The sequence below is a fragment of the Amycolatopsis sp. NPDC114505 genome (assembly GCF_055633615.1).
Map to the genome: position 1 here is coordinate 237,570 of NZ_JBVKDV010000006.1, position 22,400 is coordinate 259,969.

A 22,400-nucleotide genomic window follows, 5' to 3' on the forward strand; every position below is an offset into this window, starting at 1 on the left:
TGGACTGCCATCGCAGCACGAACGCGCGCCGGAAGCGAGACCGCGGCTGTCAGTTCTCCTTACGCCTGCTGCCAGGAAAGCGCGCTGGTCCCGCCGCGCCACCCCGCTTAGCGTTCGGACCAGCAACCCGACCGGTGGAGGTGAGTCGGACGGAAGTCCTCGACACGCACGCGCACATCGTGCCGCGCTCGCTGCTGACCGCGCTGGAACAGGCCCCCGTCGCGGGGTTCTCGGCGCGGCGCACGGACGCGGGCTGGGTGGTGGCGGTGCCCGGCACCGGCGAGACCCGGCCGATCGGCGCGCGGATGACCGAAGCCGGGCCGCGCGCGGACTGGCAGCGCCACGCCGGCGTCACGCGGCAGATCCTGTCGCCGTGGCTGGACATCCAGTCGGCGCCGCTGAACCCGGCCCGCGCCCGGGACTGGGCGCGCACGGTCAACGACGCGATGGCGGAGTCGGCGGCCGGCACCGTGGCGCTGGCTTCGGTGGCCACCGACGACGGCGACCGGGCCGCGGACGACCTCCTCGAAGCGTGGAAACGGCCGGAGTTCGCCGGGCTGATCCTCAACACCGACCCGCCCGCCGGCCCCGCCCCGCACGAGCCGTCGTTCGATCCACTGTGGACGTTCGCGGCGGCCGAGGGGATCCCGGTCGTGCTGCACCCGCCGACGTGCGGGCCGTCCGGCGACCTCACGTCGCTGGGCACGATGGGCAACGTCCACGGCCGGCTGATCGACAACACCGTCGCGGTCACCAAGCTGATCCTCGCCGGCGTCCTCGACCGCCACCCGGACCTGCGGCTGGTGCTCGTGCACGGCGGCGGTTTCCTGCCGTACCAGGCCCACCGCCTCGACGGCGGGTACCGCACCAAGGAAGCCTTCGCCGGCGAGCTGGAGCGGGGGAAGCCGTCCGCCTACCTCGGCGACTTCCACTACGACACGGTCGGGCTGTCCGGTCCGGCGATCGCGTTCCTGGCCGGGCTCGTGGGCCCCGAGCGCGTCCTGCTGGGCAGCGACTACCCGTTCGCGCTCGGCGACCCCGAGCCGGTCCGGACGGTCCGCGAAAGCGGCCTCGACGCCGCGGCGGTCGACGCGATCCTGCACCCCACGCTCTTCCGGAGGCCCGCATGAGCAAGCCCTTGGCCGTGCGCCGGCGTGGCGCGGGCGAGCCCCTGGTCCTGTTGCACCCGCTGGCCCTCTCGGGCGAGCTGTGGACGCCGCTGGCCGAAGCCCTTTCCGACGAGTTCCAGGTCTTCGCCCTCGATCTGCGCGGCCACGGCGACAGCGCCTGGGACGGCAAGCCGTTCACCATCGAGGACCTCGCCGACGACGTCGCGCGCACCCTCGACGCCCTCGACCTGCCCTCGGCGAGCCTGCTCGGCCTGTCGATGGGCGGCAGCGTCGCGGTGAACTTCGCCGGGCGCCACCCCGAGCGCGTCCGGTCGCTCGTGCTGGCCGACACCACGGCCTGGTACGGCGAAGACGCCGGCACGACGTGGGCCGAGCGCGCGCAGAAAGCCGTCGCCGTGCCGCGGGCCAAGCAGGTGACCTTCCAGCTCGACCGCTGGTTCTCCCCGGAGTTCCGCGACCGGCACCCGGACGAGGCCGACCGCGTCGTCAAGATCTTCCTGCGCACCAACAGCGAGGCCCACGCGGCGGCGTCGATCGCCATGGGGGCCATGGACTCCCGGCCGCTGCTGCCGTCGGTCACCGCGCCGACCCTGGTCCTGGTGGGGCGGCACGACTACGCGACCCCGCCGTCGATGGCCCGGCAGCTCGCCGAGGGCATCGACGGTGCCGAACTCGAAATCCTGCCCGACCTGCGGCACCTGTCGCTCGTCGAACGCCCGTTGCTCGCCGGCCGCGTCCGGCAGCACCTGCGCCGCGTCACGGAGACCCGATGAAACCCGCCCGCTTCACCTACCACGCGCCGCGCGAGCTCGACGAAGCCCTCGAGCTGCTGCGCGACCTCGGTGACGACGCCAAGGTCCTGGCCGGCGGCCAGAGCCTGATGCCGATGCTCAACTTCCGCCTCGCCCACGTCGAGCACCTGGTCGACATCAACCGCATCGGGCCCCGGTGGGAGACGCCGGACTTCGGCGACGCCACGATCACCATCCCCGCCCTGGTCCGGCAGCGGCACGTCGAACGGTCGGCCGAGGCCGCACGGCTGCTGCCGGTGCTCACCGAAGCGCTGCACCAGGTCGCGCACCCGCAGATCCGCAACCGCGGCACGATCTGCGGCAGCCTGGCCCACGCCGACCCGGCCGCGGAGCTGCCGAGCGTGCTCACCGCGCTGGACGCGAAGTTCACCCTGGCCTCGGCCCGGGGCGTCCGGACGGTGTCCGCGGCGGACTTCTTCCTGTTCCACCTCACCACCGCGCTGGAGCCCGACGAGCTGCTGCTGGAGGTGAGCGTCGACCGGCCCGGGGCGAACCAGTTCTCCTCGTTCCGCGAGTTCGCCACCCGGCGCGGCGACTTCGCGCTGGCCGGCGTCGCCGTGGTGTGCGAAGTGGACGACGGCGTCGTCACGGCGTGCCGGATCGCGGCGGCCGGGGTGGCGCCGACCCCGCAGCGGCTGACCGACACCGAGCTGCTCGTCATCGGGCAGCCCCTCGGACCCGACCTGGGCGCGGCCGCTGAGGCCACCGCCCGCGCCCAGGTCGACCCCACCGGCGACATCCACGCGAGCGCGGAGTACCGCGCCCGGCTCACCGGCGTGCTGGTCAAGCGCGCGCTCACCGATATCACGGAGAAAGCCCATGCCTGAAGCCACCCACGCGGTTCGCGGCACGGTCAACGGCGAGCCGTTCGACGAGACCGTCGACCCGCGCCTGACCCTGGCGGACTTCCTGCGCGAGAAGCTGCGGCTCACCGGCACGCACCTCGGTTGCGAGCACGGCGTTTGCGGCGCGTGCACGGTGATCGTCGACGGCGCCGCGACGCGCGCGTGCCTGATGCTCGCCGTGCAGGTGGACGGCGCGGCGGTCGAGACCGTCGAAGGCCTGGCCACCGACGGCGAGCTGGCGCCCCTGCAGCGGGCGTTCAAGCGCAACCACGCCCTGCAGTGCGGGTTCTGCACGCCGGGGTTCCTGATGAGCGTCACGGCCGCGCTGCGCGAGGAGACCGTGCGTGACGAGGCCCAGGCGCGCGAGGTGCTGAGCGGGAACATCTGCCGCTGCACCGGGTACAGCGGGCTCGTCCAGTCCGTTTTGGACGTCGCGAAAGGACGGTCCGATGCCTGACGCGATGATCGGGCGGCGGCTGCCGCGCCGCGAGGACCAGCGGCTGCTCACCGGGCAGGGCCGCTACCTCGACGACCTCGACCTCCCCGACGCCCTCGCGGCGGCCTTCCTGCGCTCGCCGCACGCGCACGCGCGGATCACGGCGTTCGACGCGTCCGAAGCCCGCGCGCTGCCCGGTGTCGTCGCGGTGTTCTCCGGCGCGGACCTGATGGAGATCCAGAAACCCCTGGCGCCCAAGGTGCTGCACCCGCAGCTGCGCGACTACCCGCGGCTGCCGATGCCGCCGGAGGAGCTGCACTACGTCGGCGAACCCCTCGCCGTCGTCATCGCGGAGTCGCGCTACCTCGCCGAAGACGCGTTGGAACTGATCGACGTCGACTACGAGGTCCTGCCCGCCGTCGGCTCCACCGCCGCCGCGCTGCGCCCCGGTGGCCCGCTCGTGCACACCGGCGAAGAGTCCAATGTGGCCGTGCTGCTCACCCAGAGCGCCGGCAACGCCGCGGAAGCGCTGAGCACCGCCCCGCACACGCTGAGCGAGGAGTTCTACCAGATGCGCGGCGGCGGCCACTCGATGGAACCGCGGGCCGTGGCCGCGCGCTTCGAGCCGGCGACCGGGCAGCTGACCATCTGGGACACCACGCAGTCACCGCACTACGCGCGCCAGCAGCTGTCGATGATCTACGAGATGGCCGAGGACGACCTGCGCGTGATCGCCCCGCCGGACGTCGGCGGCGGCTTCGGCCCGAAAGCCCAGTTCTACGGCGAAGAAGTCGTCGTCCCGTGGGTCGCGAAGAAGCTGCGCCGCGCGGTGAAGTGGGTCGAGGACCGGCAGGAGAACTTCGTCTCGGCGATGATGGAACGCTCGCAGACCCACCAGGTCGAGGTCGGGTTCGACGACGACGGGCGGCTGCTGGCGGTCAAGGACGTGATCGAGCACGACCAGGGCGCGTACTGTGCCGGACTGCAGGTGCCGTCGATCACGACGTCGACCGTGCCCGGCCCGTACAAGGTGCCGAACATCGACATCGAGCTGCGGGCCTGTTACACCAACATGGTCCCGACCTCGTCGGTGCGGGGCGCGGGCCGGCCGCAGGCGGTGTTCGTGATGGAACGCATGATGGACCGGATCGCCGCGCACCTCGGGCTCGACCCCGCGGAAGTGCGGCGGCGCAACCTCATCCAGGCCGACGAGTTCCCGTACCAGGTCGGCATCATGTTCCGCGACGGCAGCCCGCTCACCTACGACAGCGGCAACTTCCCGGCGCTGCTCGAAGGCGCGCTGGACCGCATCGGCTACGACGCGGCGCGGGCGGAGCAGGCGCGGCTGCGCGAAGAGGGTCGCTATGTCGGCATCGGGCTCGCGGTGTACGTCGAAGGCTGCGGCCTCGGCCCGTACGAAGGCGCGAAGATCCGCGTCACCAACCGCGGCCGGATCCTCGTGACGCTCGCGGCGGCCGGGCAGGGCCAGGGCTACGAGACGATCTACGCCCAGATCGCCGCCGACGGCCTCGGCCTGGACATGGCCCACATCGACGTCACGACGGGCGACACCGCGCGGATCCCGTTCGGCCAGGGCACGTTCGCCTCCCGCATCACGGCCACCTGCGGCCCGGCGGTGTTCGACGCCGCCAAGCAGATGCGAGAGCGCTTGCTCGACACGGCGGGGGTGCTACTCGGCTGTTCCTCGTCCGAAGTGGACTTCGACGGCGATCTGGCGTGCGTGGGCGGCGACCGCGAGAAGTCCGTGTCCCTGCACCAGCTCGCGCAGGTGGCGAACATCGGCAAGCACGGCATCACGCTGCCCCGGGGGATCACCGCCGGTCTCGAGACGGCGAGCTACTTCTCACCGGAGCGCGCGGCCTACGCGAGTGGCGCGCACGCGGCGCTGGTCGAGGTCGACCCGGAGACCGGCGGGATCACCATCCTCAAGTACGTCATCGGCCACGACTGCGGGAAGGTGATCAACCCGCTGCTCGTCGACGGCCAGGTGCTCGGCGGGTTCGCCCACGGCCTCGGCAACGCGATGTACGAGGAGGCCGTCTACGACGACGAAGCCACCCCGCAGGCCACGAGCTACCTCGACTACGCGCTGGTGTCGTCGGCCGAGGTGCCGCCGGTCGAGCTGTTCCACATCGAGTCGCCGAGCCCGCTCAACCCGCTCGGCGCGAAGGGCGCGGGGGAGGGCGGCACGGTCCCGCCGCCGGCCGCGATCGCCAACGCCGTCGAGGACGCGCTGCGCCCCCTCGGCGCCCGCGTGACCCGCGCGCCGGTCACTCCCGCCCGCATCGTCGACGCCCTGCTCGCCGCCTCGGCCGCCGGAAAGAAGGTCTGCTGATGCTCATCGAGAACTCCTTCGAGGTCGCCGCCGACCCCGACGAGGTTTACCGGTTCCTGCGGGACGCCCACAACGTCGCCGCGTGCTTCCCGGGCGCGGAGCTGACCGAGGACCTCGGCGAGGATTCCTACCGAGGCAAGGTGAAGATCAAGGTCGGCCCGGTGACGGCGGCCTACCAGGGCGTGGCGAAGGTGGTGGAGCGCGACGAGGTCGCCCGCACGGCGGTGCTCCTGGCCGACGGCAAGGACACGCGCGGATCGGGCACGGCGAAGGCCCGCGCGACGATGCGCGTGACGCCGTCGGGCGACGGGGCGAACGTCGTGCTCGCGACCGATCTGACGATCTCGGGCAAGCTGGCGCAGTTCGGCCGCGGGATCATGGCGGACGTCTCGGGCCGGATGGTGGGCGAGCTGGCTTCCCAGGTGCGGCAGCGCATCGAGCAGGGCGACGAGCCCGCGGCCACGGCTGCGCCTGCTCCGGAGCCCGTCAGCTCGCCGGTCAGCGCGCCGCCCCCCGCGCCGCTCGCCGAGGTCCCCGCCATGAAAGCGTCCGCGCTCATCCGTGTCGTCCTCGCCGGAATCCTCGAGCGCTGGGCCGCCCGCCTGCGCGCCACCGCCCCGGAGTCGAGATGACCACGCGCATCACCGTCCCGGCGCCACCCGAGCCGGTGCCCGTCTTCGACGTCGGCATCGACGACAAGGTCCGCGTCGGCAGCGCGGTCGGGCTCGGGATCCAGAACATCCTCGGCATGGCGGGCCTGCTGATCTTCCCCGCGCTGATCGGCACCGCGTTCAAGCTGTCCGCCGCGGACACCGCCTACCTCTACGGCGTCACGTTCATGACGTCCGGGCTGGTGGTCATCCTGCAGTCGGTCCTGCTGCTGCGGCTGCCGATCATCCAGGGCCCGTACGCGGGTTCGCTGGCCGCGTTGCTGGCCGTCGGGCACGGGCGCGGCGGCCTCGGCGCCGCGTTCGGGTCGATGGTCGTCGCCGGGCTGATCTGGTGCGTGATCGCGATCCCGCTCAAGCGCTTCGGGCCGATCACGTACCTGGCGAAGTTCGTGCGGGACCCGATCATCTCCGGCGTGCTCGTGCTGATCCTCGCCACCCAGCTGACGAGCACCGCCCTGCCCAACTGGCTCGGCACGCCCACGAGTCCCGGCTTCCCGTGGGTGAACCTGCTCGCCGGCGGTGTCGCGGCGGCGCTGGTCATCGCGTTGACGTTGCTGCGTCGTGGAAAGCTGTTGCGCCGGGGTGCGGTGCTGGTCGCCGTCGTCGCGGGGACGGTCGTCTATGCGCTGCTGGCGCCGACGAACTTCGGCGCGGTGGGCGAGAACATCGGCGTCACCGTGCCGCGGATCTTCCCGTTCGGCTTCGCCGTGCAGGGCGACCTCGTGCTGATCTTCTTCATCACGCTGCTGCCCGCGATCGCCGAGAGCATCGCCACCTACGACATCGTGGCGGGCTGGGGCGGGCAGGAGCTGTCCGGCCACCGCGTGTCTCAGGGCGTGTTCGGCGAGGTGCTCGGCAGCACGGTCGGCGCGGTGTTCGGCGGACTGTCCACTTTGGCCTACCCGGACAACATCGGCCTGCTGCGCGTGACGAAGGTCGGCTCGCGGTACGTCACCCTGGCCACCGGCGTGATCCTGCTGGTGCTGGGCGGGCTCGGCCCGTTCGACCGGCTGCTGCAGGCGGTCCCGCTGCCGGTGCTGGCCGCGGCCGGCACGGTGCTGTTCGGCGTCCTGTTCGCCAGCGCGATCGACGTCCTCTCGGGCGTGCACTGGTCGCGTGACAACCTGATGCTGGCCGGTTTCCCGTTCATCACGGCCATCGGCGGCCTGTTCGTGCCCGCGACGACGCTGAAGGTCATGCCGGCGGTCGTCCAGCTGATCCTGGCGCAGCCGCTGATCCTCGGCACGGTGCTGCTGGTCATCCTGAAGCTGGCGTTCGGGTTGCGCCGGAGCTAGCCGGTTCGGTGTGGACGACGACCGCGGTCAGGTGCGGGACCGCGTGCATCAGCCGGTGCTCCACCTCGTGCGCGAGGGTGTGCCCTTCGCGCACGGTCAGCTCCGCCGCGACGGTGACCGCCAGTTCGGCCCGCAGGTGGTGCCCGATCCACCGCATCCGCAGGTCACGCGCGCCGAGCACGCCCTCGACGTCGAGTGCCGTCCGCTCGGCCAGCTCGACCGAGGCCGGGTCGACGGCGTCCAGCAGCCGCCGGAAGACCTCCTTCGCCGCGTCGCGCAGCACGAACACGATCGCGACGGTGATGCCGAGCCCGACGATCGGGTCCGCGGCGGGGAACCCGAACGCGACCCCGGCGGCACCCGCGACGACGGCCAGTGACGTGAAGCCGTCCGTGCGGGCGTGGACCCCGTCGGCGACCAGCGCGGCCGACCCGATCTCCCGCCCGACCTTGATCCGGTAGCGCGCGACGAGCTCATTGCCGGCGAAGCCGATCACGCCCGCCACGGCGACCACCCACGGGTGGCCGACCGGCTCGGGATCGAGCAGCCGCCGCACGGATTCGTACCCGACGAGCACCGCCGAAGCGGCGACGACCAGCACGACGACCATCCCGGCGAGGTCTTCGGCCCGCCCGAGGCCGTAGGTGTACCGCCGCGTCGCCGCCCGCCGGCCCAGCACGAAGGCGACGCCGAGCGGGACGGCGGTCAGCGCGTCGGCGAAGTTGTGGATGGTGTCCCCGAGCAGCGCGACCGACCCGGTGAGGAGCACGAGGACCAGCTGCGCGACAGCGGTCACGAAAAGCGCGGCGAACGACCAGGTCAGCGTGCGCAGGCCCCGCCGGCTGGTGTCGAGAGAGCTGTAGTGGCTGTGCCCGTGTCCGTGTCCCATGCGGTGAGTCTATCTGCGCATGCACGCAGATACGCAAGTAGTAAGGTTCACGCCATGCACGCGTCGCTGCCGGAGTTCGACATGCCCACCGACGAGCAGGTCCACCTGGCCGCGGAGTCGTTCCGCCTCCTGGCCGACCCGACCCGCATCAAGGTCCTGTGGGCGCTCCTGCAGGGCGAGTCCTCGGTGGCCTGCCTGGCCGAACTGGCGGGCGCGGCCCCGACGGCGGTCAGCCAGCACCTGGCGAAGCTGAGGCTGGCGGGCCTGGTGAAGGGCCGCCGCGAGGGAACGTTCGTGTACTACTCGGCAGCGGACAACCACGTGCGCGGCCTGCTGGCCCAGGCCCTGCACCACGCGGACCACCTGGACCGAGACCTCCCCTCGGAGCACGCCCACCGGCCCTAGCCGATCGGAGTAGATCAGCGCTTGAAGGCGACGGCGAGCCGCGCTGCCAGCTCTTCGCCGACGTCCTGAGTCGATCGGCGCAGGTCCTCGGACGAAAAGGTCTCTTCGGGATCGACGCGGATGCGCTCGGGTGTGCCGAGGTTGAGTTTCGCCGTGTTCGCCGACGCTTCGGCGATCTTGCCCAGCCTCGTCGTCGAAGTGACCGGGTCCAAGCCGATCGCCGGCGCGATGATTCCCGGCAGCGGAAGGTCGATCCGCAGGAGCGACTGCAACCGGTCCGCGATCTTCAGTGACAGGTCGTCCCGGTCCAGGATGTGGCCGATGGCCGCCTTGGACAGAGCGAACCAGCATGAGCGTTGTCCGGTGCGCAGCACGGCGAGGCCGCCTTGCCCGGATCGCCAGTCGGTCGAATATGCCGAAGCGACATCGGCGTTGGAGTCGACGGTCACGGACTGCTGCTGAGAGAACAGCCCCTCGGCTCTGCCGAGCCCGGCCAGGTCGTCGGAGATCCGCTCGAGCTGCACCACCCCGTAGCGCGCGGTCGGTTGAGCCGGGACAAGGTGGACTTCGACGAGCGGTTCTTGCGGCTGGTAATGCCGCGAAAGAAGTTCCGAACGCCAGGTGAGCGTGAGTTCCTGGAGAAGCGCCACCCCGCGTTGCCCGGCGGCGGGAGCGGGGAAGGCGGCGCGCGGCGGGAGAACCGGCAGAGCGCCGAGTTCGGGACGGATGTGGAGCGGCTGCCGGGTCAGGTGGCGGAGCAGGCCGTCGGTTCCCTCGAGCGTCAGAGCGGACACCATGTAGTGGTCGGCGCTGTACGGTTGCAGGAACAGCGGGATCTCGTCGACATCGTGGCCGGGCAGTACGACCGGGAGGAGCTTGCGCGTCCAGTTCCCCCGATCGCGCTGCAGGAGTTCCCGGAGTGCCGCGGCTTCCGCCTGCCCACCGAGGTTGCGATTGACGGGACCGTTCCCGTCACCCATCCGCCGGTAGCCCTCCGACGCCACCACGATCACGAAATCGGCTTCGGTGATGTTCCTCAGCGCCCAAGCGTACCAGTCCTGGCGTTCGCCGGCCCACTGGTCGAGTTCGACGTCGATCCCGTGTGCGCACAGGAAGTTCGCGAACGCCAGGACCGCGGCACAGTGTTCGGCGCTGTCGTGGGTGTACGACACGAAAGTCTTCGGGTGGGGCGACACCATCGGGTGGATCCTCTTCGCCGTGGCCGCGTGAGCGGGCGTTGTTCTGGCGAAGAACGATAGCAACGGCAGAGCAAACCTCAGCCGATCGGTTCCTGCAGCTCCGTCACCCAGCCCGCCGGATCCTCCGGGCAGTCCAGGTACAGCTCCCGCTGCGCCCCGGCCGAGGCGAACCCGTGGCCGTCGATCCAGCGGACCACCGCCTGCCAGCTCGGCAGCACCCCGTCGATCGCGCCGCGGTGGACCAGCGTCGCCGCGCGGACCGGGGCCAGGTCCGCGACCGCCAGACCGTTGAGGTCGCCCGGGCCGATCGACGCCGGGAGCGCCGCGTGCACCACGACCTCGTCCTCCGCGCGCTGCTCGTAGTAGCACGTCAGGCGGCCCGTCGGGGTGACGTCCGCGAGACCGATACGGCGGCCCAGCTCCGCGCACAGCGGGCGCACCACCGGGCCGATCGCCTCGGGCGCGAACCCCGCCGCCACGCCCGTCAGCTCGACCACCCGCAGCGCCGGCAGCTCCTTGACCACGACGTCCGGTGCGTGCCCCTCTTCCTCGATCGTCCGCAGCCGCGCCTCGACCTGCGCGAGCCGCGCCGCGCCTTCCGCCAGCGCCGCTTCCAGCTCCGCGCGCCGCAGCGTCAGCATGCCGCGTACCTGCTCCGCCGAGACGTCGTCGGCCAGCAGCGTCGCCACCTGCTCGAGGGTGAACCCGAGGTCCTTCAGCGCGACGATCCGGTTGAGCCGTGCCAGCTGGCCCGCCGTGTAGCTGCGGTAGCCGGTCGCGGGGTCGACGCGCGCCGGCCGCAGCAGCCCGAGCGCGTCGTAGTGGCGCAGCATCCGGACCGACACCCGGCCGTGGCGGGCGAAGTCGCCGATCGAGAACACGCCCCGATCATTCCGCAGGCGGGACGAACCCGCCGAGGACGTCCGCGGCGAGCTCCGCGAACGTGATCGCGGTGTCGTCCTCACGCGCCGGCCCGACGACCTGCAGCCCGACCGGCAGCGCGCCGCCCACCGGCGCGCTCACCGCCGGCAGCCCGGGCAGCGACGCCTGCGCGACCCAGAACACCTGGTCGTCGTAGCGGTGCCGGTCGTCGTGCCGCATCGCCGTCGTGAAGACGGTCGGGCAGAGGAAGACGTCGACGTCCGCGAAGGACCGGGCCCACGCCGCCTCCAGCGCCGTCCGCTGCCGCTCCTGCTCGGCCGCGCCGTCCGGTTCGCGGCCTTCCTGCGCGGCGAAGAACCACTCGACCTGGAAACCGAACGCCTCCGCCTGGACGACCGGGTCGACGCCGTCCGGCCAGCCTTCGACGACCTGAACGCCGGCGCGGGCGAGCGCGTCGACGGCGTCCGACAGGGCCCGGCCGACCTCGTCGGTCACCGGGCAGGCCGGGTCGTCGAGGACGACGCCGACGCGGAAGTCCGTCAGCTTCGAACGCCGCGACGGCGTTCCCGGCTCGCCCGTGACGCTCAGCGCGAGCCGCAGGTCGGCCGCCGACCGGGCCAGCGGACCGACCACCGACGGGAACTCCCGCACGAGCTCGGTCGGCGGCCCGGGCGGCTGGAAACCCCGCAGTGGCACGGTTCCCGGCGTCGGCTTGAGGCCGTAGACGCCGCAGTGCGCCGCCGGGATCCGGATCGACCCGGCCAGGTCGGAGCCGTACTCCAAAAAGGACAGTCCGGCCGCGAGTGCGGCCGCCGCGCCGCCGCTCGACCCGCCCGGCGTCCGCGCGGGGTCCCTCGGATTCAGCGTCCGCCCGAAGATCGGGTTCGCCGTCTGGCCGAAGTCCGCGAGCAGGTGGTGCACGTTCGACTTGCCGACGACGATCGCGCCCGCCGCCTGCAGCCGCTCGACGACTTCGGCGTCCTCGTCCGCCACGGCGTCGGCGAACGCCGGCTCGCCCCAGGTCGTGGCCAGCCCGGTGACGGCGAAGGCGTCCTTGACCGTCATCGGGACGCCGTGCAGCGGACCGCCGGTCGTCGCGTCGGCTTTCGAGGCCGCGGTCAAGGCGAACTCGCGGCGGGTCGCGACGACGGCGTTGACGTCGGAGGCGTCGATGCGCGCGAAGAGCCCTTCGGTCAGCTCACGGGACGAGAGCGTGCCCCGGCGGAGGTCGGCGGCCACCTCGGTGGCGGTGCGGAAGAACGTCATGGGTCCGGGATAACGGCTGACACGGTGTCAGGGTCAACTGTCCAGTTCGGCCGCGCCTGTTCGTCCTAAGGGGGAGGAACCACCTCGACGAAGGAGCGAAATGGACACGATGGACTTGTACCGGCGCGCCCAGGACGGGTTCGAAGCGGTGCTGGCCGCGGTGCGCGCCGACCGGTGGGACGCGCCGTCGGCGTGCGCGGAGTGGTCGGTGCGGGACGTCGCCGGGCACGTGATCTGGGGCCAGCACCAGCTGCGGGCCTGGGCGACCGGCGAGGACTACCCCGAGACCGGGGGCGCGCCGGGAGCGCCGCACCCCGCCGCGCTGGCCGGGGCGGACCCCGTCGGGACGTGGCGGGCCGCCCGGGTCGGCACGCTGACCGAAGTGGAGCTGAGCCGTCTGGTCGCGGTGCCCGGGCTCGGCGAGATCCCGGTCGCGGGCCTCGTCACGCTGCTGACCACCGACCTCCTCACGCACAGCTGGGACATCGGCTCGGCGGCCGGTCAGGACGTGCGCCTGCCGCCGGAGCTCGTGACGGTGGCGTTCGGCTGGGCGCGGGCGAACATCGTGCGCCGGCCGGGGTTCTTCGGCCCGGAGCTGGTCCCGCCCACCGGCGTCGACGAGCAGACGCGGATGCTGGCGTTCCTCGGCCGCCGGGCGTGGGCGCCGGTGCCGGCGTAGGGGTTTCGGTTCGCGTCGCGGTGGTAACCATCGGTGATCGCCGTCCGAGTCGCGGACGGCGCAGCGTGGCGGAGGGAAGACCGATGCCGACCACAGTTCGCCTGACCGCACCCCCGGCGCCGCCCGAGGCACCCCCGCCGGATCCCGTCGTGCCGGACCCGGCGCTGCCCGGCCCGGGTCCGGACCGGCCGGCCCCGGAGCCCGGCACGCCGGTCCCGGACCCGCTGCCGCCGGAGACGGAACCCGGTCCGGAACGACACTAAGTACGAGTCGTAGATGATATGAGTTTCATATGATCTAGTGTACGGTCGTGGCATGACAACAGCGCAGAACTACCGGCGGATGGTCAACGCCGGGAACAAGATCGTCGTCGGGCTCCAGCGGCTGGGCGTCGCGTTCGGCCCGATGCAGCTGCTCACCGTCCCGGGGCGGCGCACGGGGGTGCCGCGCACGTTCCCGATCGCGGTCATCCCGATCGACGGCGACCGCTACATCTTCCAGGCCTACCCGAAGGCGGCCTGGGTCGCGAACGCCCGTGCGGCGGCCGAGGTGACGCTCACCCGCGGCCGCCGCACGTCACCGGCCCGCCTGACGGAGGTCCCGGTCGAGGAGCGGCGCCCGCTCCTGCGCGAGCTGGTGGCGAACAGCCCGGCCAGCGTCGGAAAGCGGCTGGTGATCACGGGTTTGGCGGACGCGCCGACCCCGGAGGCGGCGGCCGCGGCGGCGGAGCGCATCGCGGTGTTCCGCGTCGAACCGGCCTGAGCCGGCGGGCAAGCCCGAGCCGGCCTCTGGTCGAGGATCCACGTGGCCGGCGCCGGTGGGACCCACAGGCGGGTCGGCCGGCGGCTGCTCGTCGACGACCCCGCCGGGGTGGCGTTCGGCGTCGGCCTCGCCGGGGGTGGCGTTCGCCGTCCACCGCGACGGCGGCCGGGTTCTGCTGGCTGCCGTGAGCCGGCGGCGCGAGCCAGCGACGGCGGCCGGGCCCGGTCAGCCACCGTCAGCCACCGTCAGCCGGCAGCGCAGCCGGCGACGGCGGCCGGGTCCGGTCAGCCACCGTGAGCCGGCAGCGCGCTCAAGCTGTCCGGCACCGGGCCGAAAGCCGGTCGAGCCCGGCGCCGGTGGGGCTGCTCGCCGTCGGCCCGGCCGGCGGCGGTTCCCCGACGACCCCGCCGGCGTGGCGTTCGCCGTCCACCGCGACGGCGGCCGGACCTAGTCAGCCACCGTCAGCCGGCAGCGTGCTCAAGCCGTCCGGCACCGGGCCGAAAGCCGCTCGAGCCCGGCGCCGGACAGCCGTTCCAGCGCCGCCTCCCGGCCGGTCATCGCCATCACCAGGGCGAGCATCGGGCCGGACACCTCCGGCCCGCTCCCGGCCGACCACTCGGCGTCGGTCGCGCGCAGCGTGAGCCCGGCGACCCGGTTCTTCGCGCCGATCAGCAGGTTCGACCGGCGGTAGAACTCGGCGACCCGGGTCAGCGTCGCGGCCGGGAACGCGCGGTCGAGCCCGAGCGGCCACCGGATGTCCGTGCCGTGCACCACGACCTCGCCGAGCCACGAGTCGGCCGGCCCTGGCGGCCCGGTGCTGTCGTCCGCGTGCGCGCGCAGCCGGGCGAGGGTCGCCGAGGGGCCGTCCGCGGTCTCGCGGGCGATGTTCTTCGTCGTCATCGCCGCGAACCGGAGCCCGGAGCCGGCCAGGCGGGCGAAGAACGTGACGGGGGTCAGCGTCGCGGTCGAGACGAGGTGGCCGAGTACGTCGTGGACTGTCCACTCGTGACACAGCGAGCGCGTCGACCAGGCATCGACGTCCGCGAGGTCATCGGCCAGCGCGGCGCGCTCCCGGTGGATCTCGGGCCAGGGACCGGCGTCCGGCATCGGGCCTCCTCGGGCCGTCCGGGATCGGCGATCCCGGTGCTCGCACGTCGTCCGGGACGCCCGGGGCGTTACACGCCGGACGGCAGCGGGTACCAACCCCGGCATGGACGACAAGATCCCCGACCGCACCGAAACCCGCGCCGAGCTGCTCCCGGAAGAGCAGGCCGCCGACAGCGCCGACCCCGAAGCCCAGGCCCGTGAGGTGCTGAAGGACTCCGACCGCCGCACCGAGAACCCCGAGCCCACCATGCGCCGCCGACCCGAGGAAACGGCCTGACTAGACCATCGCCGGCGCACGCGCCTCGCTGCGCAGCATCAGCACCGCGACCAGCCCGAACGCGGCCACGACGGCGAAGAAGTAGAACCCCCACGGGTACGCGACCCCGGCGGTGACCAGCGCGCCGGTCACGAAGGGCCCGAGGATCGACCCGAGCCGCCCGACCGCCGACGTCAGGCCGAGGGCGGTGCCTCGCGCCTGCGCCGGGAACGCCTGGGCCACGTACCCGTAGATCAGCACCTGCGCGGAGAACACGAACACGCCGGTCAGCAGCACGACCGCGTTGAGCACGAACGCGTTCCCGATGCGCAGGCTCAGCGCCGCGAGCAGCACCGCGCCCGCGCCGAACCAGATCCGGGCGATCGGGCGGATGCCGAACCGGTCGGCGATCGTGCCGGCCAGCACCAGCCCGAGCACCGCGCCGATGTTGAGCACCAGCAGCAGCGTGATCGACGTCGAGATCGGGTAGCCCGCGGTGCGCATCAGCTGCGGCAGCCACGTGTTGAGCCCGTAGACCAGCAGCAGCCCCATGAACGACCCGGTCCACACGGCGATGCTGATCCGCCGGAACCGCGCGCCGAGCAGGTCGCGCAGGCCGACGCGCTCGGCCGCCGCGTCCTCGCGGGACGCGAGGTAGGCGGCCGACTCCGGCAGCTTCCACCACATCAGCGGCACGGCCAGCAGGCCGACGATCCCGCCGCCGTAGAACAGCAGGTGCCAGTCGTCCTTCGCGGACAGCGCGAGGATCGACGTCAGCACCGCGCCGACGTGGTAGCCGGTCATGGTGAACGTGCTCGCGCTGGCCCGCCGGCGCGCCGACAGGTTCTCCGTCATGACGGTCAGCGCCACCGGCATGCACGCGCCGAGGCCGAGCCCGGCCACGAACCGGAAGATCCCGAACGTCGCGACGTTCGGCGCCAGCGGGGTCAGCAGGGTGAACAGCGAGAACAGCAGCACCGAGCCGATGAGCATGCCGCGGCGGCCGAAGCGGTCGGTGAGCGGGCCGAGGCCGGCCGCGCCGACCGCCACGCCGATGAGCGACACGGTGGCGACCGCGGTCGCGCCGGCCGCGGTGAAGCCGAGGTGGCCGCTCTTCAGCAGGGTCGGGATGGTGGCGCCCAGCGCGACCAGGTCGTAGCCCTCGAGCAGGACGGTCAGCCAGCAGAGGACCGCCGTCCACACGGGACGGGAAGACGTCGTTGTCATGGTTTCCTCAGAACGGGTAGCCCGCGATGTCGGCGCGGACGGTCAGCCACTGGGTCTCGGTGAAGGCCTCGATGTTGGCCTGGGCGCCGCCGAAGCGGGAGCCGTTGCCGGAGTCGCCGACGCCGCCGAACGGCGCGGTGGGCTCGTCGCCGACGGTCTGCTCGTTGATGTGCACCTTGCCCGAGCGGACCTCGTCGGCCAGCGTCATCGCGGTGCCGACGTCGCCGAGGATGCCGACCGACAGGCCGTACGCGGAGTCGTTGACGATCCGTGCCGCCTCGTCGAGGTCGCGGTAGGCGCGCACCGGCGCGACCGGGCCGAAGATCTCCTCGCGCCAGGCGGGGTTCTCATCGGACAGTCCGAAGAGGACGGTCGGCGGGTAGTACGGCGCGTCGGGTTTGCCGCCGGCCAGCACCCGCGCTCCCGCCGCGACACCGCGGTCGACGACGTCGGTGACGTGCGCGAGCTGCCGGTCGTCGATGATCGGGCCGAGCGCGACGGCGCCGGTGGCGGGGTTGCCGACCGGCAGCCGCCGGGCCTTCTCCGCCAGGGCCTCGACGTAGTCGTCCACTTGGGACTCGTGCACGAGGTGGCGGCCGGTCGTCATGCAGATCTGGCCCTGGTGCAGGAACGAGCCGAACGCGCCGGCGGACGCGGCCTTGGCGACGTCGGCACCCGGCAGCACGACGAGCGCGTTGTTCCCACCCAGCTCCAGGTGCACGCGCTTGAGCGCCCGCGCGGCGGCCTCGCCGACCTTCCGCCCGGCGGCGGTCGAGCCGGTGAACGACACGACGGACACCTCGGGCGCGTCGACCACCGCGGCGCCGACGGCGGCGTCGCCGGGCAGCAGGTGCAGCAGTCCTTCGGGCAGCCCGGCCTCCTCGAAGACGCGCACGATGCTCACCCCGCCGGACACCGCGGTGCGCAGGTCCGGCTTGAGCAGCACGGCGTTGCCGAGCGCGAGCGCGGGCGCGACCGAGCGGATCGCCAGGATCAGCGGGAAGTTGAACGGCGAGATCACCGAAACCACCCCGGCCGGGACGCGGCGGGCCAGCGACCAGCGCGGTTCGCCGGTGCTCAGCACCTCACCGCGCGGGTGGGTGGGCAGGGCCGCGGCCTCGAAGCAGATCCCGGCCGCCATCTCCGTCTCGATCCCGGCCTTGGGCCGCGTCGAACCGGTTTCGCGGACGATCCAGTCCTGCACCTCGGCGGCGTGGGTCTCCCACAGCTCACCGGCGCGGCGCAGCACCGCGGCGCGCTCGGCGGGCTTGCGCTTGGCCCAGTCGCGCTGGGCCTTCGCCGCCGCGGTCGCGGCCGCGGCGACGTCGTCCGGCGTCGCGATGCCCACCCGGCCCAGGGTCTCCCCGGTGGCCGGCTCGACGACCGGGTGGGTCCCGCCGGTACCGCGGACGAAGTCTTCGTCGAGCAACGTCATGATCACTCCGGGGAGGTCGGTTCGGTGTCGACCTGGATCAGCCGGGGGCCGTCCGGGGTCGACTTGAGCTGGTTGTGCAGGTCGTCTTCGTCGATGACGGTCGTGGCGGGAACGCCGTAGCCGGCGGCGATCGCGGCGAAGTCGAGGCCGGGGATCTCGGTGCCGGGCACGTCCGGCGTGCCGAGCACCTCGCCGAACCACTTCAGGGCGCCGTAGACGCCGTTGCGCAGGATCACGAACGTGACCGGGACGCGGTAGTGCGCTGCCGTCCACAGCGCCGTGATGCCGTAGTTCGCCGAGCCGTCGCCGATGACGCCGACGACCGGGCGGTCCGGGCTGCCCATGGCGACGCCGACCGCGGCGGGCAGGCCGAACCCGAGGCCGCCGGCGGCGGGGAAGAAGTACGAGCCGGCGCGGCGCAGGTCCATCTGCCGCCACCAGGCCGAGTTCGTCGAGGTCGATTCGACGACGTAGCGGGTGTCGGCCGCCTGGGTTTCGCGCAGCGCGGCGAAGACCTGCTCCGGGTGCAGCGCCCGCTCGCCCGTCCGGGGCGCCGGGTTCGCGACATGGCTCCCGGTCGACGTCCGGGCGGGCACCTTGGCCAGCAGCGCCTCGATCACCGGCGCGGGGTCGGCGACCAGCGCCTCGCCCATCGGCGCGCGGGCGGCGGCGCCGAAGTCGTCGGTCACCTGGATCAGCCGCGTGCCTTCCGGCAGGTACGCGCCGGGCACGTGCTGGTGGTAGCGGAAGACGGGCGCGCCGAGGACGAGCACGAGGTCGTGCCCGGTCAGCGCGTCCGAGATCGGGGCGATGCCGGCCGGCAGCACGCCGCGGAAGAGCCGGTGCCGGTTGGGGAAGGGCAGCCGGTGCGGCGACGGCGCCACCCAGGTCGGCAGGTCGAGGTGCTCGGCGAGCGCGACGGCCCGGTCGAACAGGCCGGTGGCGTCGAGGTCACCGCCGAGGACGAGCGCGGGGCTCTTCGCCGCGGCGACGGTCGCGACGAGGTCGTCGAGCTGGCTCCCGCTCGGGGCGAGTCCTCTTTGGACACTTCGGTCCAGCGTCACGGCGGCGTTCGCGCCCAGTTCGGCGGCCCAGTCGTCGTAGGGCACCGAAAGGTAGCTCGGGCGCCGGTGCAGCTCGGCCTCGAACACGGCCTGCGCGAGCGAACGCGGGACGTCTTCGGCGCAGCTCGGCTCGCCGGACCAGGCGACCAGGGGGCGCATCAGCTGCGTGGCGTCGACGTTGGCGAGCATCGCCTCCAGGCCGATGGCCGAGCGCACCTGCTGGCCGGCGGTGAGCACCAGCGGCGAGCGCGAGTAGACGGCGTTGGTCAGCGCGCCCATCGCGTTGCCCGAGCCTGCGGCGGCGTGCAGGTTGGCCAGCACCGGGCGGCCGGTGGCCTGGGCGTAGCCGTCGGCCATCCCGACGACGGCGCCTTCGTGCAGGCCGAGGACGTAGGTGAAGTCGTCCGGCAGCTCGGCGAGGAACGGCAGCTCGTTGGAGCCGGGGTTGCCGAAGATCGTGGTCAGGCCGCGGCGGTGCAGGAACTCGTGGGCGAGCCGGCGGGCGGTGGGCATGCGCGGGTCCTCCTCGGACGGGGTTGGCCCAGACCCTAGGGAGGTCGCCGGGCCGTGTTCAAATAGATGTTGGCCGGGTCGTTCATAGACAGGATCGATGATGCGGGATTTCGACCTCAACCTGGTGCGGACGTTCGTGCTGCTGTACGAGACTCGCAGTGTCACCGCGACGGCGGAATCCCTGCACGTCACCCAGCCGACGATCAGCTACAGCCTGCAGAAGCTGCGGCGCCGGTTCTCCGACGAGCTGTTCCGCCGCACCGGCGGCGGCCTGGTCCCCACGACGACCGCCCGCGCGCTCTACGAACCGCTGCACAGCGCGCTGTCCGGCATCGAAAGGGCGGTCAGCGGCGCGTGGTCGTTCGACCCCGCGACCGCCCGCGCGGCGTTCACGCTCTGCCTGTCCGACCTGGGGGAGATCTCGCTGCTGCCGCGCCTGATGGCGGCGCTGCCCGCTCGCGCGCCCGGGGTGACGCTGACGGTCCGCCCGCTCGACGTCGAAGGCGCCGCCGACCAGCTCGGCCGCGGCGAGATCGACGCCTTCATCGCGTCGCCGCTGATCAGCTCCCAGCGCGTGGCCCGCGTCCCGCTGTTCTCCGAGGGCTACCTGGGGATGGTGTCCCGCGACCACCCGCGCCTGGGTCCGTCGGTCGGGTTCGCCGAGCTGGCGGCGGAGCGGCACGTGACGGTGTTCGGCCCGACCGGCCACGACGGCCCTCGCCGGGCGCTGGAGGCGTGCGGGCTGCTCGACCGGGTGGTCCTGGAGGTGACGCGGTTCGCGGCGCTGCCGTACCTGGTCCAGGACGGCGAGCTGGTGGCGATGGTGCCGCGCCTGGTGGCGGAGATGTTCGCGGCCGAGCACCGGGTCCGGCTGTTCGAGCTGCCCCTCGAGGTCGAGCCGGCGCAGGTGTCGGTGTACACGCGCCACACGCACGCCCGCAGCCCGGCGCAGCACTGGCTTGTGACATTCATGCGTGAAGTGCTCGGCTGATTTAACACGCCTTCTTTTGACAAGCACTGTTCATGGCGCCCAATTCACGCCGAAAGATCTGGGCCGATCGTGTAGTGCTTCGTGCTAAACCGATCCCGTTCTCCCTATCGTCGATCACGATCCTGACACCCGAGCTAGGGAGGAATCCGGTGAAGCTCGTCCGCCTGGTCAAGAAAGCGCTTCCCAAGAAGAGCCTGAAGGCCTACGCCTGGTACGGCTGGATCTGATCGCCGCGGCCGGTCCCGGACCTCCGGGACCGGCCCGTTCCCCCTCCGAGGAGTGCCGAACGTGGTCATCGCCCCCGCCCACCGCGAGGTCGTCTTCGCGCCCCGCCTGGAAGCGCTGCTGCGCGACCACCGCGACGACGGGCTCTTCCGGCTCGAACCGGACACCGTCGGGATCGCGGACCCGGAGCTGATGGACGCGGTGCTGCGCGCCCGCCCGGCCGGCGCCGAGGAACGGCCGACGTTCAAGCCGGTGCTGGGCCGCGAAGTCACGCGCGCCGAGTCCGCGAGCCTGATGCAGGGCCTGGCCGCGGACGTGCGAGCGGCGCTGAAGCGTCCCGCCGATCGTCCCGACCTCACCGGCGCGTGGCCCGCCGTGCCGCACGACCACCTGCGCCGGTTCGTCTTCGGGCCGGAGACCCGCCGGTTCCGCGTGCTCGTCGACCGCCGCCTGGAGCTGACGCCGAAGCTGACGTGGTCGGCCGTCACCGCCGGCGCCGCGCTGGTCCGCCCGCCGGCTCCGGACGTCGAGCTGTCCGCCCTCGCGCGGCAGGTCCTGGCCGCGGAAACCCTGGCGGAGCGGCGCTTCCGGATGTACCTCTACCGCCGCGTCGCCGCGCCGATCTGCTTCACCGTCGCCGCGCTGGTGACCAACGCCGTCTGGCTGGGCGCGCCGTTCGACGACGACGTCCCCAACGAGTACGTCATCAACGAAGCGCTGCGGCTCCTGCCGCCGTCGTGGAACATCCTGCGCGTCCGCTCGCCGGAGTTCGCCCGGGTCGACGACCGCATCACGCCCGGCGACGACATCCTGCTGCTGCCGCTGCTGAGCCACCGCTCACCGAAGCTCTGGGAGGCGCCGGACGAGTTCCGTCCGCGGCGCTGGGCCGAGCTCGACGCCGACCACCACCCGGGTTACCTGCCGTTCGGGCACGTCAGCGAGCGCTGCTGGGGCCGGCACCTGGTGCTGCCGCTGGCGAGCCGCCTGCTCGACGTCGTCCGCGCCGAAGGCCTGGTGCCCGACCCGCGGCGCACCCGCGCGCACGTCGAGCTCGACGGCCTGCTGGAGCTGGCCGACGTGAAGATCGTCAGCCCGCGTCGCAGCGGGCGCCGTTGAGGGTGAACGCCGTGGGCTGGGGGTTACCGCTCGCGAAGGCGCCGTTCAAGCCGGTGCTCACGGTCGCGCCCGGCGCGAGGGTGGCGTTGTAGGACTCGGCGTTCACCGTCACGCGGCTGCCGCTCTGGCCGTACTTGCCGTCCCAGCCGTGGGTGACCCGCTGACCGGCGGTGAACGTCCAGGACAGCGTCCACGGCGAGAGCGTCTCGCTGCCCTTGTTGGTGATGGCGACGCCCGCGGTGAAGCCGTCGTTCCACTGATCGGTCACGGAGAAGCGCACGACGCACGTCGCGGTCTGGACGGGCGGCGCCTGAGACCGCGATGAAGGCGGGGCGGAGGTCGAGGACGCGGTCTGCCGCAGCACGGTCGGGATCGGCGTGGGACTCGGCTTCGCCAGGATCGTCGAACGCGGGGTCGTCGCCGGCGCGAGCGAGTCCGGCGCGAGCGCCGCTTGCCGCCCGGGGGAGCTGTCGGAGGTGACGGCGATGACCACGAGGCTGCCGAGTACCACGACGGCGCCGCCGACCGCGGACACCCACCGGAGCCGCCGGCCGGCCCGCTGCTGGTCAGCGGCCGCTTCCCGCGCTCGCTGTTCGAGGCGTTCCCGATAGCCGTCGCCGGTGTCCTCTTCACGGGCGGGGGTGCTCTCGGGCGGTCCGCCGAGCGACCGCGGCGTCGCCCCGGTCTCGCGGAGCAGCTCGGCGACCGAGATCTCGTCGTCCCGCCGCCGATCGGCGCGCGCCATCCGGATCCTCCAGTTTCTGCGGCCCGACCGGCGAATCCTAGGAATCCGCGGCGGTCTTGTAAACCGCGTGCACGCGGCGTGCAGCAGCCGTGCA

The 22,400-nt window shown here is 72.8% G+C and carries 24 protein-coding genes; 15 read left to right on the forward strand and 9 right to left on the reverse strand.

All coding sequences use genetic code 11. The annotated features are described in order from the left end of the window. Positions 1-140 precede the first annotated feature (140 nt). The 7 genes from ACZ7OU_RS47625 to ACZ7OU_RS47655 are packed head-to-tail and all read left to right on the forward strand — an operon-like array spanning position 141 to position 7,545. Positions 141-1,130: an amidohydrolase family protein gene (locus ACZ7OU_RS47625; RefSeq protein WP_470260345.1), complete on the forward strand. Its 990-nt coding sequence runs from the start codon at positions 141-143 to the stop codon at positions 1,128-1,130. Next, entirely contained in the window at positions 1,127-1,903 is a 777-nt protein-coding gene (locus ACZ7OU_RS47630; protein WP_470260346.1) for an alpha/beta fold hydrolase, read from the forward strand. Before ACZ7OU_RS47625 ends, ACZ7OU_RS47630 begins: the two co-directional genes overlap by 4 nt. Beyond that, positions 1,900-2,769: an FAD binding domain-containing protein gene (locus ACZ7OU_RS47635; RefSeq protein WP_470260347.1), complete on the forward strand. Its 870-nt coding sequence runs from the start codon at positions 1,900-1,902 to the stop codon at positions 2,767-2,769. The genes ACZ7OU_RS47630 and ACZ7OU_RS47635 overlap by 4 nt, the downstream gene beginning before the upstream one ends. Continuing rightward, positions 2,762-3,244, forward strand: coding sequence for a (2Fe-2S)-binding protein (locus ACZ7OU_RS47640; RefSeq protein ID WP_470260348.1), 483 nt, complete (start codon positions 2,762-2,764; stop codon positions 3,242-3,244). The genes ACZ7OU_RS47635 and ACZ7OU_RS47640 overlap by 8 nt, the downstream gene beginning before the upstream one ends. Beyond that, complete coding sequence (locus tag ACZ7OU_RS47645) at positions 3,237-5,579, forward strand: xanthine dehydrogenase family protein molybdopterin-binding subunit (protein ID WP_470260349.1); 2,343 nt, start codon at positions 3,237-3,239, stop codon at positions 5,577-5,579. The genes ACZ7OU_RS47640 and ACZ7OU_RS47645 overlap by 8 nt, the downstream gene beginning before the upstream one ends. Further along, complete coding sequence (locus tag ACZ7OU_RS47650; protein ID WP_470260350.1) at positions 5,579-6,211, forward strand: SRPBCC family protein; 633 nt, start codon at positions 5,579-5,581, stop codon at positions 6,209-6,211. The genes ACZ7OU_RS47645 and ACZ7OU_RS47650 overlap by 1 nt, the downstream gene beginning before the upstream one ends. After that, positions 6,208-7,545: a uracil-xanthine permease family protein gene (locus tag ACZ7OU_RS47655; protein ID WP_470260351.1), complete on the forward strand. Its 1,338-nt coding sequence runs from the start codon at positions 6,208-6,210 to the stop codon at positions 7,543-7,545. Before ACZ7OU_RS47650 ends, ACZ7OU_RS47655 begins: the two co-directional genes overlap by 4 nt. Here ACZ7OU_RS47655 and ACZ7OU_RS47660 read toward each other — a convergent pair. Further along, a complete protein-coding gene (locus tag ACZ7OU_RS47660; RefSeq protein ID WP_470260352.1) occupies positions 7,508-8,434 on the reverse strand; it encodes a cation diffusion facilitator family transporter in 927 nt (308 codons plus the stop codon). The two genes, ACZ7OU_RS47655 and ACZ7OU_RS47660, sit on opposite strands and share 38 nt — an antisense overlap. A gap of 54 nt (positions 8,435-8,488) precedes the next feature. On the opposite strand from ACZ7OU_RS47660, the gene ACZ7OU_RS47665 reads away from it, so the two are divergent. Then, on the forward strand, positions 8,489-8,839 hold the full coding sequence (locus tag ACZ7OU_RS47665; protein ID WP_470260353.1) for an ArsR/SmtB family transcription factor: 351 nt from the start codon (positions 8,489-8,491) through the stop codon (positions 8,837-8,839). 14 nt (positions 8,840-8,853) lie between these two features. Here ACZ7OU_RS47665 and ACZ7OU_RS47670 read toward each other — a convergent pair whose 3' ends face one another. The 3 genes from ACZ7OU_RS47670 to ACZ7OU_RS47680 form a co-directional block, all read right to left on the reverse strand. Further along, positions 8,854-10,038: an SEFIR domain-containing protein gene (locus ACZ7OU_RS47670; RefSeq protein WP_470260354.1), complete on the reverse strand. Its 1,185-nt coding sequence runs from the start codon at positions 10,036-10,038 to the stop codon at positions 8,854-8,856. A 77-nt stretch (positions 10,039-10,115) separates the two neighbouring features. Continuing rightward, positions 10,116-10,919, reverse strand: coding sequence for a MerR family transcriptional regulator (locus ACZ7OU_RS47675; protein ID WP_470260355.1), 804 nt, complete (start codon positions 10,917-10,919; stop codon positions 10,116-10,118). Positions 10,920-10,926: 7 nt separating this feature from the next. Continuing rightward, a complete protein-coding gene (locus ACZ7OU_RS47680; RefSeq protein WP_470260356.1) occupies positions 10,927-12,186 on the reverse strand; it encodes an amidase family protein in 1,260 nt (419 codons plus the stop codon). Positions 12,187-12,286: 100 nt separating this feature from the next. Between ACZ7OU_RS47680 and ACZ7OU_RS47685 the strand changes: the two genes are divergently transcribed. From ACZ7OU_RS47685 to ACZ7OU_RS47695, 3 genes are all read left to right on the forward strand, one after another. Next, entirely contained in the window at positions 12,287-12,865 is a 579-nt protein-coding gene (locus tag ACZ7OU_RS47685) for a TIGR03086 family metal-binding protein (protein ID WP_470260357.1), read from the forward strand. 83 nt (positions 12,866-12,948) lie between these two features. Further along, entirely contained in the window at positions 12,949-13,128 is a 180-nt protein-coding gene (locus ACZ7OU_RS47690; RefSeq protein WP_470243414.1) for a hypothetical protein, read from the forward strand. Positions 13,129-13,180: 52 nt separating this feature from the next. Then, positions 13,181-13,627 (forward strand): nitroreductase family deazaflavin-dependent oxidoreductase, encoded by a 447-nt coding sequence (locus tag ACZ7OU_RS47695; protein ID WP_470243413.1) that lies wholly within the window; start codon positions 13,181-13,183, stop codon positions 13,625-13,627. A 477-nt stretch (positions 13,628-14,104) separates the two neighbouring features. Here ACZ7OU_RS47695 and ACZ7OU_RS47700 read toward each other — a convergent pair whose 3' ends face one another. After that, on the reverse strand, positions 14,105-14,734 hold the full coding sequence (locus tag ACZ7OU_RS47700) for a maleylpyruvate isomerase family mycothiol-dependent enzyme (protein ID WP_470260358.1): 630 nt from the start codon (positions 14,732-14,734) through the stop codon (positions 14,105-14,107). Between the two features lie 103 nt (positions 14,735-14,837). On the opposite strand from ACZ7OU_RS47700, the gene ACZ7OU_RS47705 reads away from it, so the two are divergent. Next, complete coding sequence (locus ACZ7OU_RS47705) at positions 14,838-15,011, forward strand: hypothetical protein (protein WP_364621888.1); 174 nt, start codon at positions 14,838-14,840, stop codon at positions 15,009-15,011. Here the strand turns inward: ACZ7OU_RS47705 and ACZ7OU_RS47710 are convergent, their stop codons facing one another. The 3 genes from ACZ7OU_RS47710 to mdlC are packed head-to-tail and all read right to left on the reverse strand — an operon-like array spanning position 15,012 to position 19,229. Beyond that, a complete protein-coding gene (locus ACZ7OU_RS47710) occupies positions 15,012-16,217 on the reverse strand; it encodes an MFS transporter (RefSeq protein ID WP_470243411.1) in 1,206 nt (401 codons plus the stop codon). 7 nt (positions 16,218-16,224) lie between these two features. Beyond that, positions 16,225-17,652 carry a benzaldehyde dehydrogenase gene (locus tag ACZ7OU_RS47715; RefSeq protein WP_470260359.1) on the reverse strand — a complete coding sequence of 476 codons (1,428 nt, stop codon included), beginning with the start codon at positions 17,650-17,652 and terminating at the stop codon, positions 16,225-16,227. Positions 17,653-17,654: 2 nt separating this feature from the next. Continuing rightward, positions 17,655-19,229, reverse strand: coding sequence for a benzoylformate decarboxylase (gene mdlC, locus ACZ7OU_RS47720; protein WP_470260360.1), 1,575 nt, complete (start codon positions 19,227-19,229; stop codon positions 17,655-17,657). Positions 19,230-19,326: 97 nt separating this feature from the next. Between mdlC and ACZ7OU_RS47725 the strand changes: the two genes are divergently transcribed. The 3 genes from ACZ7OU_RS47725 (at position 19,327) to ACZ7OU_RS47735 (ending at position 21,561) form a co-directional block, all read left to right on the forward strand. Next, entirely contained in the window at positions 19,327-20,220 is an 894-nt protein-coding gene (locus tag ACZ7OU_RS47725; RefSeq protein WP_470260361.1) for a LysR family transcriptional regulator, read from the forward strand. Positions 20,221-20,252: 32 nt separating this feature from the next. Then, positions 20,253-20,447: a tryptorubin family RiPP precursor gene (locus ACZ7OU_RS47730; protein ID WP_470260362.1), complete on the forward strand. Its 195-nt coding sequence runs from the start codon at positions 20,253-20,255 to the stop codon at positions 20,445-20,447. 61 nt (positions 20,448-20,508) lie between these two features. Continuing rightward, entirely contained in the window at positions 20,509-21,561 is a 1,053-nt protein-coding gene (locus ACZ7OU_RS47735) for a cytochrome P450 (protein WP_470260363.1), read from the forward strand. On the opposite strand, the gene ACZ7OU_RS47740 is transcribed toward ACZ7OU_RS47735, so the two are convergent. Then, positions 21,533-22,306, reverse strand: a complete 774-nt coding sequence (locus ACZ7OU_RS47740; protein ID WP_470243405.1) for a cellulose-binding domain-containing protein — start codon at positions 22,304-22,306, stop codon at positions 21,533-21,535. The two genes, ACZ7OU_RS47735 and ACZ7OU_RS47740, sit on opposite strands and share 29 nt — an antisense overlap. Positions 22,307-22,400: the final 94 nt, after the last annotated feature.

Coding starts and splice junctions, on each gene's coding strand:
- ACZ7OU_RS47650 (WP_470260350.1), top strand. CDS start 5,579: ATGCTCATCGAGAACTCCTTCGAGGTCGCCGCCGACCCCGACGAGGTT.
- ACZ7OU_RS47685 (WP_470260357.1), top strand. CDS start 12,287: ATGGACACGATGGACTTGTACCGGCGCGCCCAGGACGGGTTCGAAGCG.
- ACZ7OU_RS47655 (WP_470260351.1), top strand. CDS start 6,208: ATGACCACGCGCATCACCGTCCCGGCGCCACCCGAGCCGGTGCCCGTC.
- ACZ7OU_RS47635 (WP_470260347.1), top strand. CDS start 1,900: ATGAAACCCGCCCGCTTCACCTACCACGCGCCGCGCGAGCTCGACGAA.
- ACZ7OU_RS47725 (WP_470260361.1), top strand. CDS start 19,327: ATGATGCGGGATTTCGACCTCAACCTGGTGCGGACGTTCGTGCTGCTG.
- ACZ7OU_RS47640 (WP_470260348.1), top strand. CDS start 2,762: ATGCCTGAAGCCACCCACGCGGTTCGCGGCACGGTCAACGGCGAGCCG.
- ACZ7OU_RS47690 (WP_470243414.1), top strand. CDS start 12,949: ATGCCGACCACAGTTCGCCTGACCGCACCCCCGGCGCCGCCCGAGGCA.
- ACZ7OU_RS47645 (WP_470260349.1), top strand. CDS start 3,237: ATGCCTGACGCGATGATCGGGCGGCGGCTGCCGCGCCGCGAGGACCAG.
- ACZ7OU_RS47680 (WP_470260356.1), bottom strand. CDS start 12,186: ATGACGTTCTTCCGCACCGCCACCGAGGTGGCCGCCGACCTCCGCCGG.
- ACZ7OU_RS47705 (WP_364621888.1), top strand. CDS start 14,838: ATGGACGACAAGATCCCCGACCGCACCGAAACCCGCGCCGAGCTGCTC.
- ACZ7OU_RS47670 (WP_470260354.1), bottom strand. CDS start 10,038: ATGGTGTCGCCCCACCCGAAGACTTTCGTGTCGTACACCCACGACAGC.
- ACZ7OU_RS47665 (WP_470260353.1), top strand. CDS start 8,489: ATGCACGCGTCGCTGCCGGAGTTCGACATGCCCACCGACGAGCAGGTC.
- ACZ7OU_RS47715 (WP_470260359.1), bottom strand. CDS start 17,652: ATGACGTTGCTCGACGAAGACTTCGTCCGCGGTACCGGCGGGACCCAC.
- ACZ7OU_RS47700 (WP_470260358.1), bottom strand. CDS start 14,734: ATGCCGGACGCCGGTCCCTGGCCCGAGATCCACCGGGAGCGCGCCGCG.
- ACZ7OU_RS47660 (WP_470260352.1), bottom strand. CDS start 8,434: ATGGGACACGGACACGGGCACAGCCACTACAGCTCTCTCGACACCAGC.
- ACZ7OU_RS47695 (WP_470243413.1), top strand. CDS start 13,181: ATGACAACAGCGCAGAACTACCGGCGGATGGTCAACGCCGGGAACAAG.
- mdlC (WP_470260360.1), bottom strand. CDS start 19,229: ATGCCCACCGCCCGCCGGCTCGCCCACGAGTTCCTGCACCGCCGCGGC.
- ACZ7OU_RS47630 (WP_470260346.1), top strand. CDS start 1,127: ATGAGCAAGCCCTTGGCCGTGCGCCGGCGTGGCGCGGGCGAGCCCCTG.
- ACZ7OU_RS47730 (WP_470260362.1), top strand. CDS start 20,253: ATGGCGCCCAATTCACGCCGAAAGATCTGGGCCGATCGTGTAGTGCTT.
- ACZ7OU_RS47710 (WP_470243411.1), bottom strand. CDS start 16,217: ATGACAACGACGTCTTCCCGTCCCGTGTGGACGGCGGTCCTCTGCTGG.
- ACZ7OU_RS47740 (WP_470243405.1), bottom strand. CDS start 22,306: ATGGCGCGCGCCGATCGGCGGCGGGACGACGAGATCTCGGTCGCCGAG.